Origin of the sequence: Aliinostoc sp. HNIBRCY26, from assembly GCF_050235535.1 — a bacterium.
Classification (GTDB): Bacteria; Cyanobacteriota; Cyanobacteriia; order Cyanobacteriales; family Nostocaceae; genus Trichormus.
Window position 1 is genome coordinate 6,897,664 of record NZ_CP189852.1, and the last position, 16,765, is coordinate 6,914,428.

Genomic DNA, 16,765 nt, shown 5'->3' on the forward strand with positions numbered 1-16,765 from the left:
CAAGCAATCTACTAGGAGCCAATTATGCGACTCAGCAAAATTATTGTAGTATGTCTAATTTTAATCACTAACTTCATGATTGCCAGTCCTTCATGGGCAGACAGACCGAACCTCACCAAGCTACCACAATATACCGAAGTTAACCAAGCATTAGATGATTTATTGACAGCCCAATTTTCACCAGAAGCATCGAGTTATACGCCCACAGAAATAGAAAAAAAGATTGTAGAATTACAGCTACAAAAATACATATTAGAATCTGCCCGTAGTTGGTCACAGTGTCTCAATCAAACAGGAAAAGTTTTAGGGATTTATGCTCATAAACCTAAAAAATCTAATCTGGAACAAGAGGGAGATATCTACTTTTTGGGAGATGGGCAAATTACAGAAAATAAATGGAACTGTGATGGAATTTACTTACCAATTGGTGCAAAAATCGCTGCGATCGCTCCTAGTGAAACACAACCCCAAGAGTTAACCGAACCTCTATTAGTAAAATTTGTGCCAGGAACACAATTGGTAGTTACAACTAACCAAAAAACTGGCACAATTGAATTTAACGTTCCTCCTGCCAAAATTGTCAAAACTGGTGAAGGTAGCTTGTCAATTCCCAATTTTTCTTTAGCAGAAATTGACGCACAAGTTCCCAATGCACCAACAGAACATTGAATTAATTAATGAGGGATGAGGCCATCAAACGAGGAAAAGTCAAAAAGTAAACCAATCTATTTACTTATTCCCCAGTCCCCAAGCCCCCATCCCCAATCCCTATCTTAAGGAAATAAATGTGAATATTTGGGAATTTTCTTTACTAGTTTGGGTAGGTTCATTCACTGCTGGATTAGTTGGTTCACTGACTGGCTTAGGTGGTGGAGTTGTAATTGTTCCTTTGTTAACTTCAGTATTTGGGGTGGATATTCGTTATGCGGTTGGTGCTTCGTTGGTATCTGTAATTGCGACTTCTTCGGGTGCTGCCTGTAGATATATTAAAACTGGCTATACTAATCTTAGATTAGGAATGTTTTTAGAAGTTGCAACTACTATTGGTGCAATTATAGGGGCGTTAATTGCTACTTTTGTGACGGTAAAAGCACTCACAATTGTATTAGCAATTGTCTTATTATATTCCGCATACCTTTCACAACAACCCAAAAAAGAACATCCTGAAGGTGAATCTACAGATTCTCTAGGTGATTATTTCCAACTTAATGGTACTTATCCCACTGGTAATGGCTTGATGTCTTATCAAGTTCATGCTGTTCCTGCTGGGTTTAGCGTTATGTTAGTCGCTGGGGTAATTTCTGGGTTACTAGGAATTGGTTCAGGTGCATTTAAAGTATTAGCAATGGATCAAATTATGGGTATCCCATTTAAAGTTTCTACTACCACTAGTAACTTTATGATTGGTGTCACAGCCGCCGCTTCTGCTGGGGTTTACTTAGCAAGAGGTTACATTGATCCAGGTTTATCAATGCCTGTGATGTTGGGGGTATTACCCGGTGCTATTTTAGGTGCAAAAATTCTGGTAGGGACGAAAACACAAGTATTAAGAATTATTTTTGGTCTTGTGTTAGTAGTTATGGCATTGAAGATGGTTTACAACAGTTTCGTGTAGGTTTTGTGTAGGTGGTAGATATGAGCAATTTTGATTCGGGTTTGCCTTGGGTGGTATCGCCACCACAGGAGGATCAGATAGATGTTTTAGCTTTACCAAAAGAAGAATTAGATAGTGATATTGCAGCACTAGAACAGCAACAATCTAAAATTTCTGCTGGTGAATCTGATATTTATGAAAATATCACTAAAACAGACAAGGAATTGCAATTAGAGAATATTCTTAGTCAACTATTGAAATATGGTGTGTTCATTGCCTGCGCTATAGTTCTCTGGGGAGGATTATTATATTTAAATGTTCACGGTAGTGAACGTGCTAATTATCAATTTTTTCGGGGAGAACCAGATACATTGCGTTCGCCTGTGGATGTCATGCAAGCTGCTTATTCTGGTAGCAGTAGTGCAATTATTCAGTTGGGATTATTAATATTAATTGCTACGCCTATTTTAAGAGTGATAATTTCTCTTCTTATGTTCTTCTGGCAGAGAAACTTTATTTATGTGGTTCTAAATTTATTAGTCTTATCGGCTTTGCTTTACAGCTTGATAGGTGCGTATTATTAATTAGCTTAAGTTTGTAGTGAGGGCTTTAGCCCTCTTTATTTTACTTGATAACAGGGTCAAATTACTAAAATGCTGGAATCTAATCGGCTTACATCTATTCTCAGGAAACGTCTACAAACATTTACTACATTTTTAAAACAGCTATTAATTACTCGTTGGCGTTCACTATTGATATTATTTACAGGCGTATATTTACCTTTACAGTTATTTGAACTCATAGCTGTGCAGGTATTAGTAAAAAAAGGTGGTTTCCCGTGGGATGTTCCCATTTTATTGGCGATTCATCAAACAGCACAGCCGCAATTAGATACTCTTGCTGTGGTACTAACAAAGCTGGGATCTGTATGGACTATTGCGCCTATTTTAACTTTAGTAGGAATCTTTTTGTTGTTTCGTAAAAAATGGCGATCGCTTACTTTTTTAATTATTACTGGCTTGGGTAATGCCATTATTAATCATGCCGCTAAGGTCTTACTACACCGAATTCGTCCGCATCTTTGGGATTCTTTAGCACCAGAGTTTAGTTATGCCTTTCCTAGTGGCCATGCAATGAGTAGCTTAACTCTAGTCGCTATTTTATTAGTCTTAACCTGGGATACAAGCTGGCGTTGGTTAACTTTATTTGGTGGTGGTTTGTTTATCCTTACTATTGCATGGACAAGACTATATCTAGGCGTGCATTTTCCCAGTGATATTATCGCCGGGTGGATGTTTGCAACAGCCTGGGTTGTAGCTGTTAACTTAATCATTCAGCCGAGATTTAGTCGTTAGTCATTAGTCATTAGTTAATAATCTTTAGTTTAAAAATTGACTGACATCGAATTTTAAACTGTCATTAGGCATAATTTTTGGTAACTTACCATCCCATTTTTCGATAAATTGCTTTTGCAAAATATCAGGTGTTAATGTTTCACGAATTAGCCTTTGTGCTTCTGTCTCACCTCTGGCTAGATTTATCTTGGCTTCAGCTTCTTTCATGGCTTTAAGTGCAATAAATTCTGCTTTTTTAGCTTCTTGTTCTGCAATTTGTTTGGCTTCTACTGCTTCGCCAAAGCGTTCAGAAAAATGTATATGCACCAATGAAATATCATCGATAGCCACATGATAGTTTCCTAATCTAATAGTCAACAAATTATCCAACTCTGCTTTTAGAACTCCGCGTTTTGTGATAATTTCTTCAGCCGTATATTTAGCAATGATAGCTTTTATAACTTCTTCTATTGCTGGGTTGATGACTTTATCAATTACCTGCTGTGCTGTTCCTAGTTGCTGAAAAGTTGCGTTGGCTGCTTCTGGAATAATATGCCAATTCAGTGCTACATCTGTAAACACATCTTGTAAATCTTTAGATAAAGCTTCTGCTGATATTTCTTGTTTTTGGACTCTGACACTAATTTTTTCTACCGTATTCATAATGGGAATAATTATATGTAGTCCTTCTCCTAAAATTACCTGTTGCACTTCCCCAAATTTCATTAATACTCCTCTTTCGCCAGGATTGATGATGACAAACGGCCAAAAAATGATAATTATCAGCAATAAACTTAAAGTTGATTTGATGAAAAAGTTACGTGATTTAATATTATTCATGTTTAATTAAAAATAGCTTTGATACTTAATTATCTCATTCATATTTTGCTGATGAAATCAATGGTGATCATCACATCTCACTCTCTAAGATTAGCAAAATATCTTCAAAAAGTCATGATATCTTGACATTACCCTAAAATGAGAAAATATACTCATTGGTTTGTTGACAAAAATGCACTGTTAAGTAGTTAAAGATTATAGAAGCTTTATCCTGTAAAGCTTAAGCAAATATAGCCACTAACGATGAGCAAGGTGCTGAAGTCGAATAAAGAGGTCAGTTAAAGGCTAATTTTGTGTCAGCGGTGACAAAAATCTTCCGCATAATTTAGACTAATTCTGCATTGCAATATGCGAAAGCCTTGATAGAAAAGGATTTTTTCAATTACTAGCTAAATTTACTTTAAGTAGATGGGATTAGTGTCCTTAAATTGGCCGAGTTGCGTAAAACTCTTGATTTTCCCAAAATAAGGCTTTATCTTGCAATTTAGTACAGAGCAACAGACCCGATTAAAGCTAAGAAGTTACTTTTATGATCAACGAATCTATCTCCACTACAATGGAAGCCGCTAAACAAATTTGTATTGAATGCCAAACAACTTGTACTGACACTCTTAAGTATTGTAAAAATCAGGGCAGTAAATACATAGATATGGCAATGATGTCTATGTTGCGCGACTGTGCAGAAATGTGCATGATGTGCGTCAATATGATAGATGATGGTTCTGAGTTTATGGGAAATACTTGCGGTTTGTGCGCGCAAATTTGCGATCGCACTGCGATGGCTTGCGAACAAATGAGCAATGACCCCACAATGATGTTGTGTGCTGCTATTTGTCGTCAATGTGCAGAATCTTGCCATGCCATGAGTTTAAATGCTGCGGCTTATTTTCGTAGAGCCAGTTCAGTTACAGAAGAAGCACTTTTGTCTCGTTAAATAACAAAAATTATAGAGCGATCGCCTCAACTCATCATAGTGCGATCGCTCTTGGAAAAAAGATATATGCTAAAGATATGTTACACAAGACTTATCTGCAATATCCAACAGTAAATTATGTACCAAAATATTAATATTTCTTTACCAGAAGAAACTATTAAACTCATTGATCAAATTCTGGAAAAAGATGATTCTACAGGAGAGAAATTACATCAGCGCAGTCAATTGATCAATGAAGCTATACAATATTATTTAGCAGAGAAAACATTAACTAATTTGGAAGAACAGTTAAAAGCTGGGGCTATTCAAAGAGCAGAACGCGATTTAGGATTAGTTTCAGAGTGGTATGATTTAGAAGAAGAAGCGTGGAACAAAAACGGAAAATAATACATCCCAAGCGTGGTGAAATATATTTAGTCAATTTCGATCCTACTGTTGGCGCAGAAATTAGCTTTGGCCTAGTAAAATTATAGAGCGATCGCCCAAACTCATCATAGTGCGATCGCTCTTGGAAAATCTACCCCTTATGTTCTCTATATTCCTGCTGAGTTACTTGCACTTCAACAGCAAACTTTTCTAACTTTTGTCTTTGTCCAGTTGTGATCATCCACTTACCACCAGAAGGTGCTAAAGTTACGCCACGACGAATAGGTTTGACTGGATAATTCTCCACTAATTTTAAATCCACTTGAGATAATATCGTCGCCAACACTAATTTCATTTCAAACAGCGCAAAAGCCATACCTAAACAACGCCTATTGCTACCACCAAACGGGAGATATTCATATAACGAGTATTGCTTTTCTAAAAACCTTTCTGGACGAAATTCTTCCGGTTGGGGATATAAATCTGGACGGTGATGAACCAAGTATATACAGCCAAGTAACATCGTTCCCGGCTCAAATTTATGACCCATAATTTCTATTGGGGACTTAACAATACGCGGGATAGTAATCATCCCGATGGGATAAATGCGGAGTGTTTCTTGACATACAGCCGTTAAATACGGAAGACGAGTAATTTCATTGAAATCTGCATTGTGAAAACTATCTAACTCAGCTAAAAGTTGTTCTCGCACTGATGGTAGATGGTGAATCCAGTATAATGCCCATGTTAAAGCTGAAGCTGTAGTTTCATGACCAGCCACTAATAGAGTCATCAATTCATCACGCAACTCTAAATCACTCATGGGTTCGCCATTTTCATCACGCGCTGACATCATCAGGGACAGAATATCATTTCGGGATGAATCTGGATGATTTCTGCGTTCTTGAATTTCTGCACATAATAATTTGTCAATTTCCTCCCGTTGACGCAGGAAATTTCCCCAAGGACTCCAGCCACCTAAATCTAAGCGTAAAGCTGGGATAAAAGATAGAGAAGCACGGAAAGAAGACGATATTAACTCTAACATTGAGCATAAGCGTGTTTGTAACTGTGTATAGCGTTCACCTTCATTTAGACCAAACACGGCTTGTAAAATTACTCGTAAAGCAATTTCTTGCATAGAATCACGCACAGAAAAAGCCTTACCAATTTGCCAATTACTGATTACATCTTTGGTGATGTTGATAATAATATCACCGTAAGCTTTCATGCGATCGCCATGAAAAGGCGGAGTTAATAATTTGCGTTGGCGTTGATGAGTCTCCCCGGATAGAAGTAATAAAGAATTATTCCCTAATAATGGTTGTAAAATTTGGGCTGAAGCTCTAGAGTCAAGGTTTTCTAAATGAGTTGTGAAAATCTCCTGTATAGCTTGGGGATGGCTGAGAAATACCATTGGTTGTTTGTTAGTTAACCACAGGGTAAAACAATCGCCATGAGCTTTGGTAGATGCTTCCATTAGCTGTAAGGGATTGTTAATCCACTTTACTAGCTGCATAAATTTGGGCATTTTGGGACTATCTGGAAGTTGCATAAACCAATGCTCCTGTTAGGAATATCATACTAAGCTAGCAAACATAGAAAAAACTGGAAAATTTCTCCATAAAATCTGCCTCTAGATATTTTATACAAACAAGCGATCGCAAGTAAACTGACAAAGCGATGTTTATTTTTTATACATATTTATATGGTAGATATTTACATACTGGATCTACTGCTAATTGGTCTACTACTACTAGTAGTAACCCTATGTTCAGGTTGGATTACACGCTTACCACTTTCCTTTGCTTTGATATATCTATTGGTGGGTATATTTCTCGGTTCTGAAGGCTTAGGAATGATTCAACTAAGAGAAAATAATGTATTTAATGCCAAAGTTTTAGAAAGATTGACAGAATTTGTAGTGATTATTTCTGTCTTTAGCTGCGGCTTAAAAATTATTCATCCTCTGCGCTGGCGGGTGTGGAATATTACAGCAAGACTGATCATTTTATTGATGCCGATTTCTATTGTGGGGTTGGCTATTGTTGGCAGATTATTTTTAGGGATGAATTGGGGAGAAGCAATTTTATTAGGAGCGATTCTTGCACCCACAGATCCAGTATTAGCCTCAGAAGTGCAACTTACAGATACTAATGATAAAGATGAGTTGCGCTTTGGGTTAACCTCTGAAGGCGGATTAAATGATGCGTTAGCTTTTCCCTTTGTTTATTTTGGCATTTATGCCATGAAAGATAATAATTGGAGTAACTGGTTTAAAGATTGGTTACTAGTTGATGTAATATGGGCGATCGCATCTGGGATGGTGATGGGTTTTATAGTAGCAAAACTTATAGTTTGGGTAGATCAAAAAATTCAAAAAAAGCGTGCGGCTGATGCACTCATGGAAGATTTTGTTGCTATTAGTGCCATTTTAATCACCTATTGTTTAACAGAAATGATCAATGGTTATGGATTTTTAGCTGTGTTTGTGGCTGGATTGATCGTTCAAGATAGTTATAGAAATCCTGAAAAACCAATGGCACAATTAGAATTTATTGAAAGACTAGAAAGATTATTAGAAGTAGGAACAATTTTATTATTAGGGTCAATCTTATTATGGCGACCAATGCTTAATTATGCCTCTCAATCTCTCATCGTTATAGTTTTATTATTTTTAGTGATTCGACCTGTAGGAGCTTGGATTAGTACGATTGGTAAACGTCCCTTAAATTCCCAACGCCGGAGATTTCATCCTGCAACCCGTTGGTTATTTGGCTGGTTTGGAATTCGTGGTGTAGGTTCTTTATATTATCTTGCTTACGCCTTTAGTGAAGGGTTAAAAGGTGAAGTCAGTGAGCAGATTTCCTGGATAACTTACACCACTATTGTAGTTTCTGTAGTTGTGCATGGCATCTCAGCGACACCTTTAATGAATTGGTATGAAAAGCAAGTGGCGACAAAAGCATCGGTGACTCATAATATTATTAGTGAATTAGAAGATAATTAAGACCAATTCGCAATTCGCAATTCGCAATGGGTTTCTCTCCGAGACGCTAACGCGTAGCTTGCTTCCCGTTCTACACTACAAACCTTTAATTATTTACCTTGTTCTACTTATCTGCATCTAGAAAATATTGATTAATCCAATCTAAAATCACTTGATTGATTTGCTCTGGACATTCATCATGGGGACAATGACCAACATCTTCTAGAGTCAGCAATTGCAGCTTTTCATTATACTGAGCAAATTGACTAGCTAATATTGGCGGTACAAAGCGGTCTTTTTGTCCCCAAATTAGCAACATAGGAACTGTAATATTAGGTAGCAGTGCTTTCACACTGGGACTAAAATTAATAGCGATCGCAGCTTTAAATAAAGCACTAAAAGCACGCGCTGAACCCCTATCTTGCGGAGGCCCGGCCAAAATCTCAATTAATTCATCCGTAATGGCTTCAGGATTAGCATAAGCCAAACCAGCCCAGCGACGTAAGACACTGGGTCGGCGTACAAAGTAAAATACAGGCTTTAAAAATATCGGTGAAGCCACAATACTTTTAATTGTCTTCACCAAAGGACGTAAAACTGGCGGAATTGCTTCTTGCTCTAATGAAGGGTCAGGTAAACTCATCATCACAATCCCTTTTACCATCTCAGGATGTGCGGCGGCGGCGGCTAGAGAAACCAGAGAACCATTAGAATTTCCCACTAATACCACTGGTTGACCGATAAAAGCCCGCCAAAACTCATACACTTGCTCCACCCATAGTTCTATGCTGTAATTAGCTGGAGCTTTTTCTGAACCACCAAAACCCAGCATATCTAGAGCATAAACAGTATGATATTCGCCTAAAACCTCTAAATTATGTCGCCAATGCCCGATAGAAGCTCCAAACCCGTGTAAAAGAATGAGAGGGGTTGTATTCTGGGAATTTTGACTAGCGCGAATATAGGTATAACGAATTTGCCAACCACGCCATACCCAGTCTCGTTGATTCCCTACTCTTTGTTGCCAGTTGAGTGCGATCATCCTGATATATTGAGGAGTTCAGTTCTATTGTAAATGTGGGGATTGGGGATTGGGGATTGGGGACTGGGGACTGGGGATTGGGGATTGGGGATTGGGGACTGGGGATTGGTGAGACAAGGGAGACAAGGTAGACAAGGTAGAAGATGAGAAAAACTGTTCCCTGTTCCCTATTGACTGTTGACTATTGACTATTGACTATTGACTATTGACTCTTTACCATTACCCCTCGAATTGAAAAATAATTGTTACAATAGTTAACGCTTCTCTAGGTTATGTGATTTAAGTTAACTATTGCAGAGAAATCCTCTCAGAATGAGTAGAATAGCAAATACAGAGAAAACAAATTACTCTGTGGACTAGCTAACCTAAAACTATAGACTCTTGATGAAGTCCTCAGTTATTTTAGTGTTGTGTTTAGTGTTGTGCTTATGAGCCACACAAATCAAAATCTAGTTAATCCAGTCCAAGCCACATTCTTAACCAAGGAATCCTACTAATTATAATGCCTGTGATTGAGAAAAAAAGAACTCGCGATCTGCCCCAAATTAACGAAAGAATTCGCTTCCCAAAAATTCGAGTCATTGACACTGACGGCTCCCAGCTTGGAATTCTGACTCCCCAGGAAGCTCTGCAACTAGCAGAAGAAAAGGAGCTTGATCTAGTGCTGCTCAGTGACAAGGCCGACCCGCCAGTATGTCGGATTATGGACTACGGGAAATACAAGTTTGAGCAGGAGAAGAAAGCGCGGGAAGCCCGGAAGAAACAGCATACAGCCGATGTCAAAGAAGTGAAGATGCGTTACAAAATCGAGGAACACGACTACAATGTGCGTGTGAAACAGGCGGAACGCTTCTTGAAAGACGGTGATAAAGTCAAGGCAACTGTAATGTTCCGAGGTCGAGAAATTCAACACAGTGACTTAGCAGAAACCTTACTCAAGCGGATGGCTACGGATTTAGAGCCATTCGGTGAAGTCCAACAAGCACCGAAAAAAGAAGGGCGCAACATGATGATGTTGATTTCGCCTAAGAAATGAGAGTGCTGAGTAATGAGTGCTGGGTCAAATAATTAACCACTGAAAATACTAAACCTGATAGTCCTGAGAGCTGAGTGGGAAACATAATACTCAGTTGTTCAGGACTTTTGCCATTCTTAATGGAATTGAAAACTAAGTCGTTGGCGGCAAATCATCATTTGCTGACACAGCTATTAAAATGGGTTAATCTACGACCAGAAGAAGGTGAACGTACTGGGTTGATGTTTGCCTTTTATACAACTGTATCTATAGGTTTACGTTGGGCAGAAGATAGTACAGTCGCGCTTTTTCTGGATGAATACGGAGTGGGGCCATTACCTTGGATATATATAGCTAGTGCGGCTATGGGAATTGCACTAGTTTTCTTGTATTCCTGGTTACAAAAGATTTTTCCTTTGCGTTGGGTAGTAGTGGCGATCGCACCTTGTATGGTGGTACCGTTAATCTTTCTGGTATTACTGCATAAAGGGGTTACTATCTCCTACCTAACGGTGATCGTAGTATTTTTACTCCGCCTCTGGGTGGATTCCTTATATGTAGTTAATGATCTCAACACTTCTATAGTCGCTAACCAAATTTTCAATATTCGAGAAATTAAACGTACTTACCCCATTGTCAGCAGTGGGTTACTAGTTGCAGATGTCATTAGTGGTTTTAGCTTACCTTGGTTGCTGCAATTTGCCAAACTCAATCGGGTGATTATCATCGCCTGTGGTGTGATTTTCTTGGGTTCGGCAATTCTCGCTTATTTAACTTATCAATATCGTGGTGTTTTTCCCGATGCGCCGCAGCGTGTACTTCCTCAAGAACAAGCCTCTCGACATCGCCGACTAGAAGCACCTCTGCGACGTTACACCTTACAGTTGTTTGCTTTTGTGGGTCTTTTGCAAGTCATTGGTTTATTAATCGATTTTCAATACCTGCAAGAACTAAAGTTAAATTTGGGTGACAAAGAATTAGCAGGTTTTTTAGGTTTATTTGGTGGGATTGTCGGACTTTGTGAGTTAACCACCCAGTGGTTTGTTTCTAGTCGCTTAATTGAACGTTTTGGAGTGTTTTTTAGTGCAGCACTTTTACCTGTAGCTGTAGGTTTTATTGTTCCTGGAGTGATTTTTGTTCTAAATTTAATCCCAGGAATTCAATCTGTGGCTTTTTTCTGGGGATTAGTAGGGCTGAAATTTGCCGATGAGTTGCTACGTTATACCTTTGTCGTCAGTAGTGGCCCGGTGTTATATCAACCCATACCAGAGCGAATTCGTAGCCGAATGCAGGCTTTATCAGGAGGAACAGCCGAAGCGATCGCCACAGGGTTAGCAGGGTTAGTAATATTTTTAACTTTATCAATTGGGGGAAATTTTGTCTCCGCCCCTGTTCAAAAATGGATATTTATTGCAGAGACAGCAGTTGTAGCGATTGGATGCTTGCGTGTAGTGTGGGTATTGCGATCGCGCTATGTAGATTTGCTAGTCTTGAGTGCAGAACGTGGTGAGTTAAGTGCTTCTAAGGTGGGATTGCGCGCCTTTAAGCAAGGTGTAGTCAAGGCTTTAGAAGAAACAGGTAACACCACCGATAAACATTCCTGTATTGAACTTTTAGCCCAAATTGACCCCCAAGGGGCGGCGGAAATTTTAGCCGGATTATTATTTAAACTCGCCCCAGATTTACAGCACCACTGTTTAGAAGTCATGTTAGCTGCGGGTGCGAAGGCTGAATATGTGTCAGAAGTACGCTGGTTATTAGAACGACCTCCTGGTGTGGTAAATCCAGAGGTTTTTGCTTTAGCGTTGCGTTATGTCTGGTTAGCAGAAACCCATCCTAATCTCAGTCTTTTAGAAGATTATCTGCATCCGCGCCACCATTCCCTCGTGCGTGGAACTGCGGCGGCTTTACTGCTACGTCAAGGGACACCCATACAAAAAGCCGCAGCGACTAAAACCCTGCGTCGGATGCTGACTCACAAGCAAGAAGTGGAACGGATAAACGCAGTCAAAGCCTTAAGAGAAGCAGTTTATTTGCAAGCTTTGCGGATTCATGTCCCCAATTTGCTACAAGATGAATCTTTAAGAGTGCGCTGTGCTGTTTTGGAAATGATTGCGGCGACGCGCATGGAAGAATATTATCCAGCTTTGTTGAAAGCACTGTATTACAAATCTACCCGTGAAACAGCGATGCGCGCCCTGGTAAAAATGGAAAATGAAGCATTGGAGATGTTGTTGCAATTAGCCACCAATGTTTATAAACCAGAAGTATTACGAATGTATGCTTGGCGGACAATCGCCCACATTTCCACCCTCGAAGCCTTAGAAACTTTATGGTTACATTTAGAATCCTCTTGGGGCGCAACTAGATATCATATTCTGCGGAGTGTATTAAAGATTCAAAAACAGTCAGAAGTTACCAATTTAGTAGATAGATTTCAGCACAGCCGAGTGGAAACTTTAATTGACCAAGAATTAAAATTTTTAGGTGAAATCTATGCTGCACACATAGACTTAAAAGCACGGCAAAATTTTGAAAGTTATCAAATTCAAGAGCGAGCCGCCATTATTGAAGAATTATTACAACGCGCTTTGCAAGAAATGGAATGGGATGTGAAAGAAAGAATCTTACTTTTATTAAGATTACTTTATTCCCCAGAAAAAATGCAGGCGGCAGCCTTTAATTTACGGTCAGAATCAGGGGCTAATTTAGCACGGGGTCTAGAGATATTAGAGCATACAGTCAACTTACCCACAAAATCATTGCTGTTGAATATTTTAGATCAGCGATCGCCCCAAGAAAAACTCTCTTATCTTGTAGAAACTGGGCTAGTAGAATATGAGCCATTTTCCCCCAGTGAAAGAATCCGCCGAATGCTGACTTTAGGGGAATTTTTCTCTGACTGGTGCTTGGCTTGCTGTTTCCATTTTGCTCAAGTCAACCGGATTCGCCTGACGATTAATGAAATTTTACTAGCTTTGCGTCATCCTACAGGCTTTGTGAGAGAAGCTGCGATCGCTTATTTAGGTGTAGTATCTCAACGCGTGCTTTTAGAACTTTTACCAAAATTACAACAAGATTCACACCCGCTTGTAGCTACTCAAGTCCAAGAGTTAATTAAGAAATATCCCCATAAAAGTGATGTCGATGCCAAATATGAAATACCCCATCATGTTTAATATAAATTTTGGATAACTTCCACATCATCTGCTAGTAAATTTTCTGCGGCTTCTAACATTAATCCTGATATATCTTTGAGGTCTTCACGATTGAGTAAGTACGTTTTCAGTGCTTCCATTGGGTCAATACTACTACTAGCACTCAATTCAGGAATGCGGGGACGAGCTAATTGACTCACTAATTCTGCTTGAATTGTGTAACTATGGGCAGCACTCAAGGCAGAATGTAAAGCAGTATTATCAATTAAATCAATTTGTTCAGAGCGGATTTTGTAAATTAACCTGACTACTGCATCTTGCAAATCATGTTTAGTAATTGCTTTGATTAAAGCAACTTGAGGATCTTCTGCTTTTGACACATCTATTTCTAAGGTGTGGAAAGTCCGAACAGGTAAAGGACAAAATTCCCATTTCGCACTCCCCCGTTGTAATTCAACTATCACATAACCTTTATCTTCTTTCTCTTCACTAAAATCTACCCGTTCAATACTCCCTGGATAAATTACTGGCGGGTTATTAGATTTATTTAAGTTTTGATGACGGTGGACGTGTCCTAAAGCCACATAATCAAAACAGGGACGCGTCAATAAAGATAAAGGGAGAGTAAAACCTTTACCCACAGCTAAAAAACGTTCCGCCCCTAAAGTTGCATTATCCGCCATTAAATGAGCTAACAGTACAGTTGGCACATCAGGATCAAGTCGGCGAATTTCCCCTTCAATCACAACTTGCAAGCGTTCCGTTAATAATTGATTGACTTCCGCTAGTGATAAACCCTCTGTTTCTTGACGAGTCATCAAAGTGGAACGGGTTAGCCAAGGTAAAGTAATTACCTGTACTTTTCCGTTGGGTGTGGAGATGTGATGTGTTGTTAACTTATCTCCCACCACAAAACCTGGTACGCCCAAAGTGCGGTAGATATTTAAACTTGCGCCTCCCAAACCTTGGGAATGTTGGTCATGATTTCCCACCAACAACACTGTCGGAATTTGAGCATCAACTAACCGCCGAAATTGTGCAGCAAAAGCTTCCTGCACATATGGCGGTGGTGTCGCGTCAGGAAAAGCATCGCCACCGAATAAAACTAAATCTACGCCATCAGTTAACGCCCGATCAATACATAAAGATAAGGTCTTAACGAAATCCTCCAGTCGTGTATTTAAACCTGTGACTGGATTAATCCTACCGTGGGAAAAACCGCTTCCCATATGGATATCGGAGAGATGAAGAATTTTAACCATAATGATGAATAAATGCTAGATGATAGTATTTTTACTTAATCAAATCAATAGAAGCGCGTAAATGATTCCAGGCTCGTTGTCAGGACTTCAGTCCTTAAATCAGGACTAAAGTCCTAACTACAAACTATTTTTTCATCAACAACGCCGACTTAAGTTATTGTACGGAATCAAAAATTATGTTTATCTAAACAGATGAATCTGATTTTTAAGTAAACACTATAGTTTTTACTAAGAATAGTAAAGCTATTTTAAGTTTTGCATGGCTTCCATAGATATTTATACTGAGACTGTTATATTTAGGGGATAACTAAAAATTGCAGGATTCTACTATGATGAATAATTCAAAACGTCCTAATTCCTTGGGAGAATCAATGGTTATGGGTGTTTTAATTATGTTGACTAGTGTCAGCATCATCACAATCATGAGTGTTTTCTAAAAAAACAAATAAAAAATTAGCAACAAAGGTTTACAAAACTCCCCTCAATCCTGAGAGGAGTTTTTAATTTTAGTAACAAAAATGAGGAATGCAAATTTAGTGTTTCTTCCCTCCTACCTTGTCTACCTTGTCCCCAATCCCCAATCCCCAATCCCCAATCCCCAATCCCCAACCCTCTACACCCCCACTAAAGCCTGAGTCCGAGAAACTTTCCGCCACACTGATTCCCCAGTGAGTAGTTCTGCTACATCCATACCATTACCGATGACACCAGGTACACTAGGATAACCGGCACTTGCACCAACTAAAAATAGGTTGGGTAATTCCGTTTTGTAGCCTATGCGATTTAATCCTACTTGTTGGGGGACTAATTTCGCGCCGTAAATATTCCCTTCTGGTTGTCCTAGATAATATTCACTGGTGGTGGGTGTACCGTAAATTTTCATGCGGGTGTAGTCGTCAATATCAGGAATTAAATCTCTGACGCTGTGCATAATTTGTTGGTAGACTTCCCGCTTTTTAGCTTTGTAGGCTTGTGAGTCTGTTTTATGCAGATGTGCAAAGGGTGCGTAAGGACAAACTGTGGCGATTTCCAAAATATGATGTCCTGGAGGGGCCATTCCTGGTTCGTCAGATTTCATGGTGGGACAAGATAAGAAAATCCAGGGATGGCTAAAATCTCCTTGCAATTGTTGTTGATATTCTCGGTTGAGGTCGCCTGTGGGATAGTACCAAATGTTCCAGTTACCAATGCCGTAATTCTGGGGTTGAAAGCGGCTATCTAAACCTAAGTAGATATTAAAAGCACTGGCGGAGTATTCATAGCCAGTTAACCGCCGACGTTCTTTGTGACTGATGGCTTCATTGTCGTGCATCAACTCCACTGTTAATTTCGGGTCAAGGTCGCTAATATAAGCCTTAGTAGCACGATAGATTTTGCCATCAGCTAGGACACTATGAACATTACCGTTACTAACTTGGATATGGTTAACGGTGGTAGCATAGGCAACGACTCCACCACCTGCGGTAATGGTATCAACAATAGTGTCTACAAAGTGGCGAAAGTGATGTTTAGGATAATAAGCACCTTCAGAATAGTCCCAAACTAAGGAAGTATGGGTGATGAGGGCGATTTCTTGGGGTGACAGTGCGTAATCACCACTTTGTCCCGCTAAGATGGCTTGTAATTTGGGTGATAACCCGACATGATTATATAAATCTTGTAGTGTCCAGTTGCGTTTGCGAAACAGATGGAAATATTTTGGTAATTTTAGCCAATCAGACCATTTTTGATGATACCAACGCACTTCTTGAGTTAAGCCGCGAATTTCTTGGTGGAGTTGCTGAATCTCGTAACAGTAGCGGTTGATAGCATTGGCTTCTTCTGGAAAAGTTGCAAGCAAGCGATAACGCAGACTTTCCCATCCCAGGGGAATTTTAAAATCTACCTCTGGTGTAATCACACGATCTATGCAGTCTGGGTCAAGACTATTAAAGGGTATATCTCTGTTGATATAGTTAAGAAACTGTGCGATCGCCTGACCATGACCACATTGAGAAACATAATGGACATCAGCACAAAAACTATATTCTCCATAATCAAACGTGTGACAGCAACCCCCTGGTAAATAATGTTTTTCTAAAACGGCTACATTATATCCTTGGCGTGTTAAGCAAGCTGCTGTTGCTAGTCCACCTAATCCAGCTCCTAAAATTACATAATCAAAGATTTCCATGTTATCCTCCTCTGGTCATCTTGATTGCTCTTGATTTCAGTGATCTGATTTTTATGAA

General features: G+C 39.3%; 14 protein-coding genes. 9 read left to right on the forward strand and 5 right to left on the reverse strand.

Annotation, left to right across the window (positions count from 1 at the left end):
• The first annotated feature begins 24 nt into the window (after positions 1-24).
• The 4 genes from ACQFX9_RS29120 to ACQFX9_RS29135 all read left to right on the forward strand — a co-directional run bounded on the left by ACQFX9_RS29120 (position 25) and on the right by ACQFX9_RS29135 (position 2,949).
• Positions 25-669: a hypothetical protein gene (locus tag ACQFX9_RS29120; protein WP_427159984.1), complete on the forward strand. Its 645-nt coding sequence runs from the start codon at positions 25-27 to the stop codon at positions 667-669.
• 118 nt (positions 670-787) lie between these two features.
• Entirely contained in the window at positions 788-1,615 is an 828-nt protein-coding gene (locus ACQFX9_RS29125) for a sulfite exporter TauE/SafE family protein (RefSeq protein WP_427159985.1), read from the forward strand.
• Between the two features lie 20 nt (positions 1,616-1,635).
• Entirely contained in the window at positions 1,636-2,178 is a 543-nt protein-coding gene (locus tag ACQFX9_RS29130; protein WP_427159986.1) for a DUF1634 domain-containing protein, read from the forward strand.
• A 69-nt stretch (positions 2,179-2,247) separates the two neighbouring features.
• On the forward strand, positions 2,248-2,949 hold the full coding sequence (locus ACQFX9_RS29135; RefSeq protein ID WP_427159987.1) for a phosphatase PAP2 family protein: 702 nt from the start codon (positions 2,248-2,250) through the stop codon (positions 2,947-2,949).
• A 24-nt stretch (positions 2,950-2,973) separates the two neighbouring features.
• Here ACQFX9_RS29135 and ACQFX9_RS29140 read toward each other — a convergent pair whose 3' ends face one another.
• Positions 2,974-3,768, reverse strand: coding sequence for a prohibitin family protein (locus tag ACQFX9_RS29140; RefSeq protein ID WP_427159988.1), 795 nt, complete (start codon positions 3,766-3,768; stop codon positions 2,974-2,976).
• Positions 3,769-4,297: 529 nt separating this feature from the next.
• On the opposite strand from ACQFX9_RS29140, the gene ACQFX9_RS29145 reads away from it, so the two are divergent.
• Both ACQFX9_RS29145 and ACQFX9_RS29150 read left to right on the forward strand, forming a co-directional pair.
• Entirely contained in the window at positions 4,298-4,702 is a 405-nt protein-coding gene (locus tag ACQFX9_RS29145; protein ID WP_427159989.1) for a four-helix bundle copper-binding protein, read from the forward strand.
• A 117-nt stretch (positions 4,703-4,819) separates the two neighbouring features.
• The gene (locus ACQFX9_RS29150; protein ID WP_427159990.1) at positions 4,820-5,089 is read left to right on the forward strand and encodes a hypothetical protein; all 270 of its coding nucleotides are present in this window, start codon (positions 4,820-4,822) and stop codon (positions 5,087-5,089) included.
• Positions 5,090-5,219: 130 nt separating this feature from the next.
• Here the strand turns inward: ACQFX9_RS29150 and ACQFX9_RS29155 are convergent, their stop codons facing one another.
• The gene (locus tag ACQFX9_RS29155; RefSeq protein ID WP_427159991.1) at positions 5,220-6,623 is read right to left on the reverse strand and encodes a cytochrome P450; all 1,404 of its coding nucleotides are present in this window, start codon (positions 6,621-6,623) and stop codon (positions 5,220-5,222) included.
• A 153-nt stretch (positions 6,624-6,776) separates the two neighbouring features.
• Here ACQFX9_RS29155 and ACQFX9_RS29160 point away from each other — a divergent pair, with 153 nt between their 5' ends.
• Positions 6,777-8,078: a cation:proton antiporter gene (locus tag ACQFX9_RS29160; RefSeq protein ID WP_427159992.1), complete on the forward strand. Its 1,302-nt coding sequence runs from the start codon at positions 6,777-6,779 to the stop codon at positions 8,076-8,078.
• 103 nt (positions 8,079-8,181) lie between these two features.
• Here the strand turns inward: ACQFX9_RS29160 and ACQFX9_RS29165 are convergent, their stop codons facing one another.
• Positions 8,182-9,099: an alpha/beta fold hydrolase gene (locus tag ACQFX9_RS29165; RefSeq protein ID WP_427159993.1), complete on the reverse strand. Its 918-nt coding sequence runs from the start codon at positions 9,097-9,099 to the stop codon at positions 8,182-8,184.
• 502 nt (positions 9,100-9,601) lie between these two features.
• Between ACQFX9_RS29165 and infC the strand changes: the two genes are divergently transcribed.
• Together infC and ACQFX9_RS29175 are read left to right on the forward strand one after the other, a co-directional pair.
• Positions 9,602-10,135 carry a translation initiation factor IF-3 gene (infC, locus tag ACQFX9_RS29170; RefSeq protein WP_103138880.1) on the forward strand — a complete coding sequence of 178 codons (534 nt, stop codon included), beginning with the start codon at positions 9,602-9,604 and terminating at the stop codon, positions 10,133-10,135.
• A gap of 119 nt (positions 10,136-10,254) precedes the next feature.
• Positions 10,255-13,293, forward strand: coding sequence for an MFS transporter (locus ACQFX9_RS29175; RefSeq protein ID WP_427159994.1), 3,039 nt, complete (start codon positions 10,255-10,257; stop codon positions 13,291-13,293).
• Here the strand turns inward: ACQFX9_RS29175 and sbcD are convergent.
• Positions 13,290-14,534, reverse strand: coding sequence for an exonuclease subunit SbcD (gene sbcD, locus ACQFX9_RS29180; protein ID WP_427159995.1), 1,245 nt, complete (start codon positions 14,532-14,534; stop codon positions 13,290-13,292). The genes ACQFX9_RS29175 and sbcD overlap by 4 nt on opposite strands.
• A gap of 613 nt (positions 14,535-15,147) precedes the next feature.
• Positions 15,148-16,707 carry a phytoene desaturase family protein gene (locus ACQFX9_RS29185; protein WP_427159996.1) on the reverse strand — a complete coding sequence of 520 codons (1,560 nt, stop codon included), beginning with the start codon at positions 16,705-16,707 and terminating at the stop codon, positions 15,148-15,150.
• Positions 16,708-16,765 lie beyond the last annotated feature (58 nt).

Excerpts from the sequence above, each read along its gene's own strand:
- infC (WP_103138880.1), top strand. The coding sequence starts at position 9,602 with ATGCCTGTGATTGAGAAAAAAAGAACTCGCGATCTGCCCCAAATTAAC.
- ACQFX9_RS29160 (WP_427159992.1), top strand. The coding sequence starts at position 6,777 with ATGGTAGATATTTACATACTGGATCTACTGCTAATTGGTCTACTACTA.
- ACQFX9_RS29135 (WP_427159987.1), top strand. The coding sequence starts at position 2,248 with ATGCTGGAATCTAATCGGCTTACATCTATTCTCAGGAAACGTCTACAA.
- ACQFX9_RS29155 (WP_427159991.1), bottom strand. The coding sequence starts at position 6,623 with ATGCAACTTCCAGATAGTCCCAAAATGCCCAAATTTATGCAGCTAGTA.
- sbcD (WP_427159995.1), bottom strand. The coding sequence starts at position 14,534 with ATGGTTAAAATTCTTCATCTCTCCGATATCCATATGGGAAGCGGTTTT.
- ACQFX9_RS29145 (WP_427159989.1), top strand. The coding sequence starts at position 4,298 with ATGATCAACGAATCTATCTCCACTACAATGGAAGCCGCTAAACAAATT.
- ACQFX9_RS29140 (WP_427159988.1), bottom strand. The coding sequence starts at position 3,768 with ATGAATAATATTAAATCACGTAACTTTTTCATCAAATCAACTTTAAGT.
- ACQFX9_RS29185 (WP_427159996.1), bottom strand. The coding sequence starts at position 16,707 with ATGGAAATCTTTGATTATGTAATTTTAGGAGCTGGATTAGGTGGACTA.
- ACQFX9_RS29175 (WP_427159994.1), top strand. The coding sequence starts at position 10,255 with ATGGAATTGAAAACTAAGTCGTTGGCGGCAAATCATCATTTGCTGACA.
- ACQFX9_RS29165 (WP_427159993.1), bottom strand. The coding sequence starts at position 9,099 with ATGATCGCACTCAACTGGCAACAAAGAGTAGGGAATCAACGAGACTGG.
- ACQFX9_RS29130 (WP_427159986.1), top strand. The coding sequence starts at position 1,636 with ATGAGCAATTTTGATTCGGGTTTGCCTTGGGTGGTATCGCCACCACAG.
- ACQFX9_RS29150 (WP_427159990.1), top strand. The coding sequence starts at position 4,820 with ATGTACCAAAATATTAATATTTCTTTACCAGAAGAAACTATTAAACTC.
- ACQFX9_RS29120 (WP_427159984.1), top strand. The coding sequence starts at position 25 with ATGCGACTCAGCAAAATTATTGTAGTATGTCTAATTTTAATCACTAAC.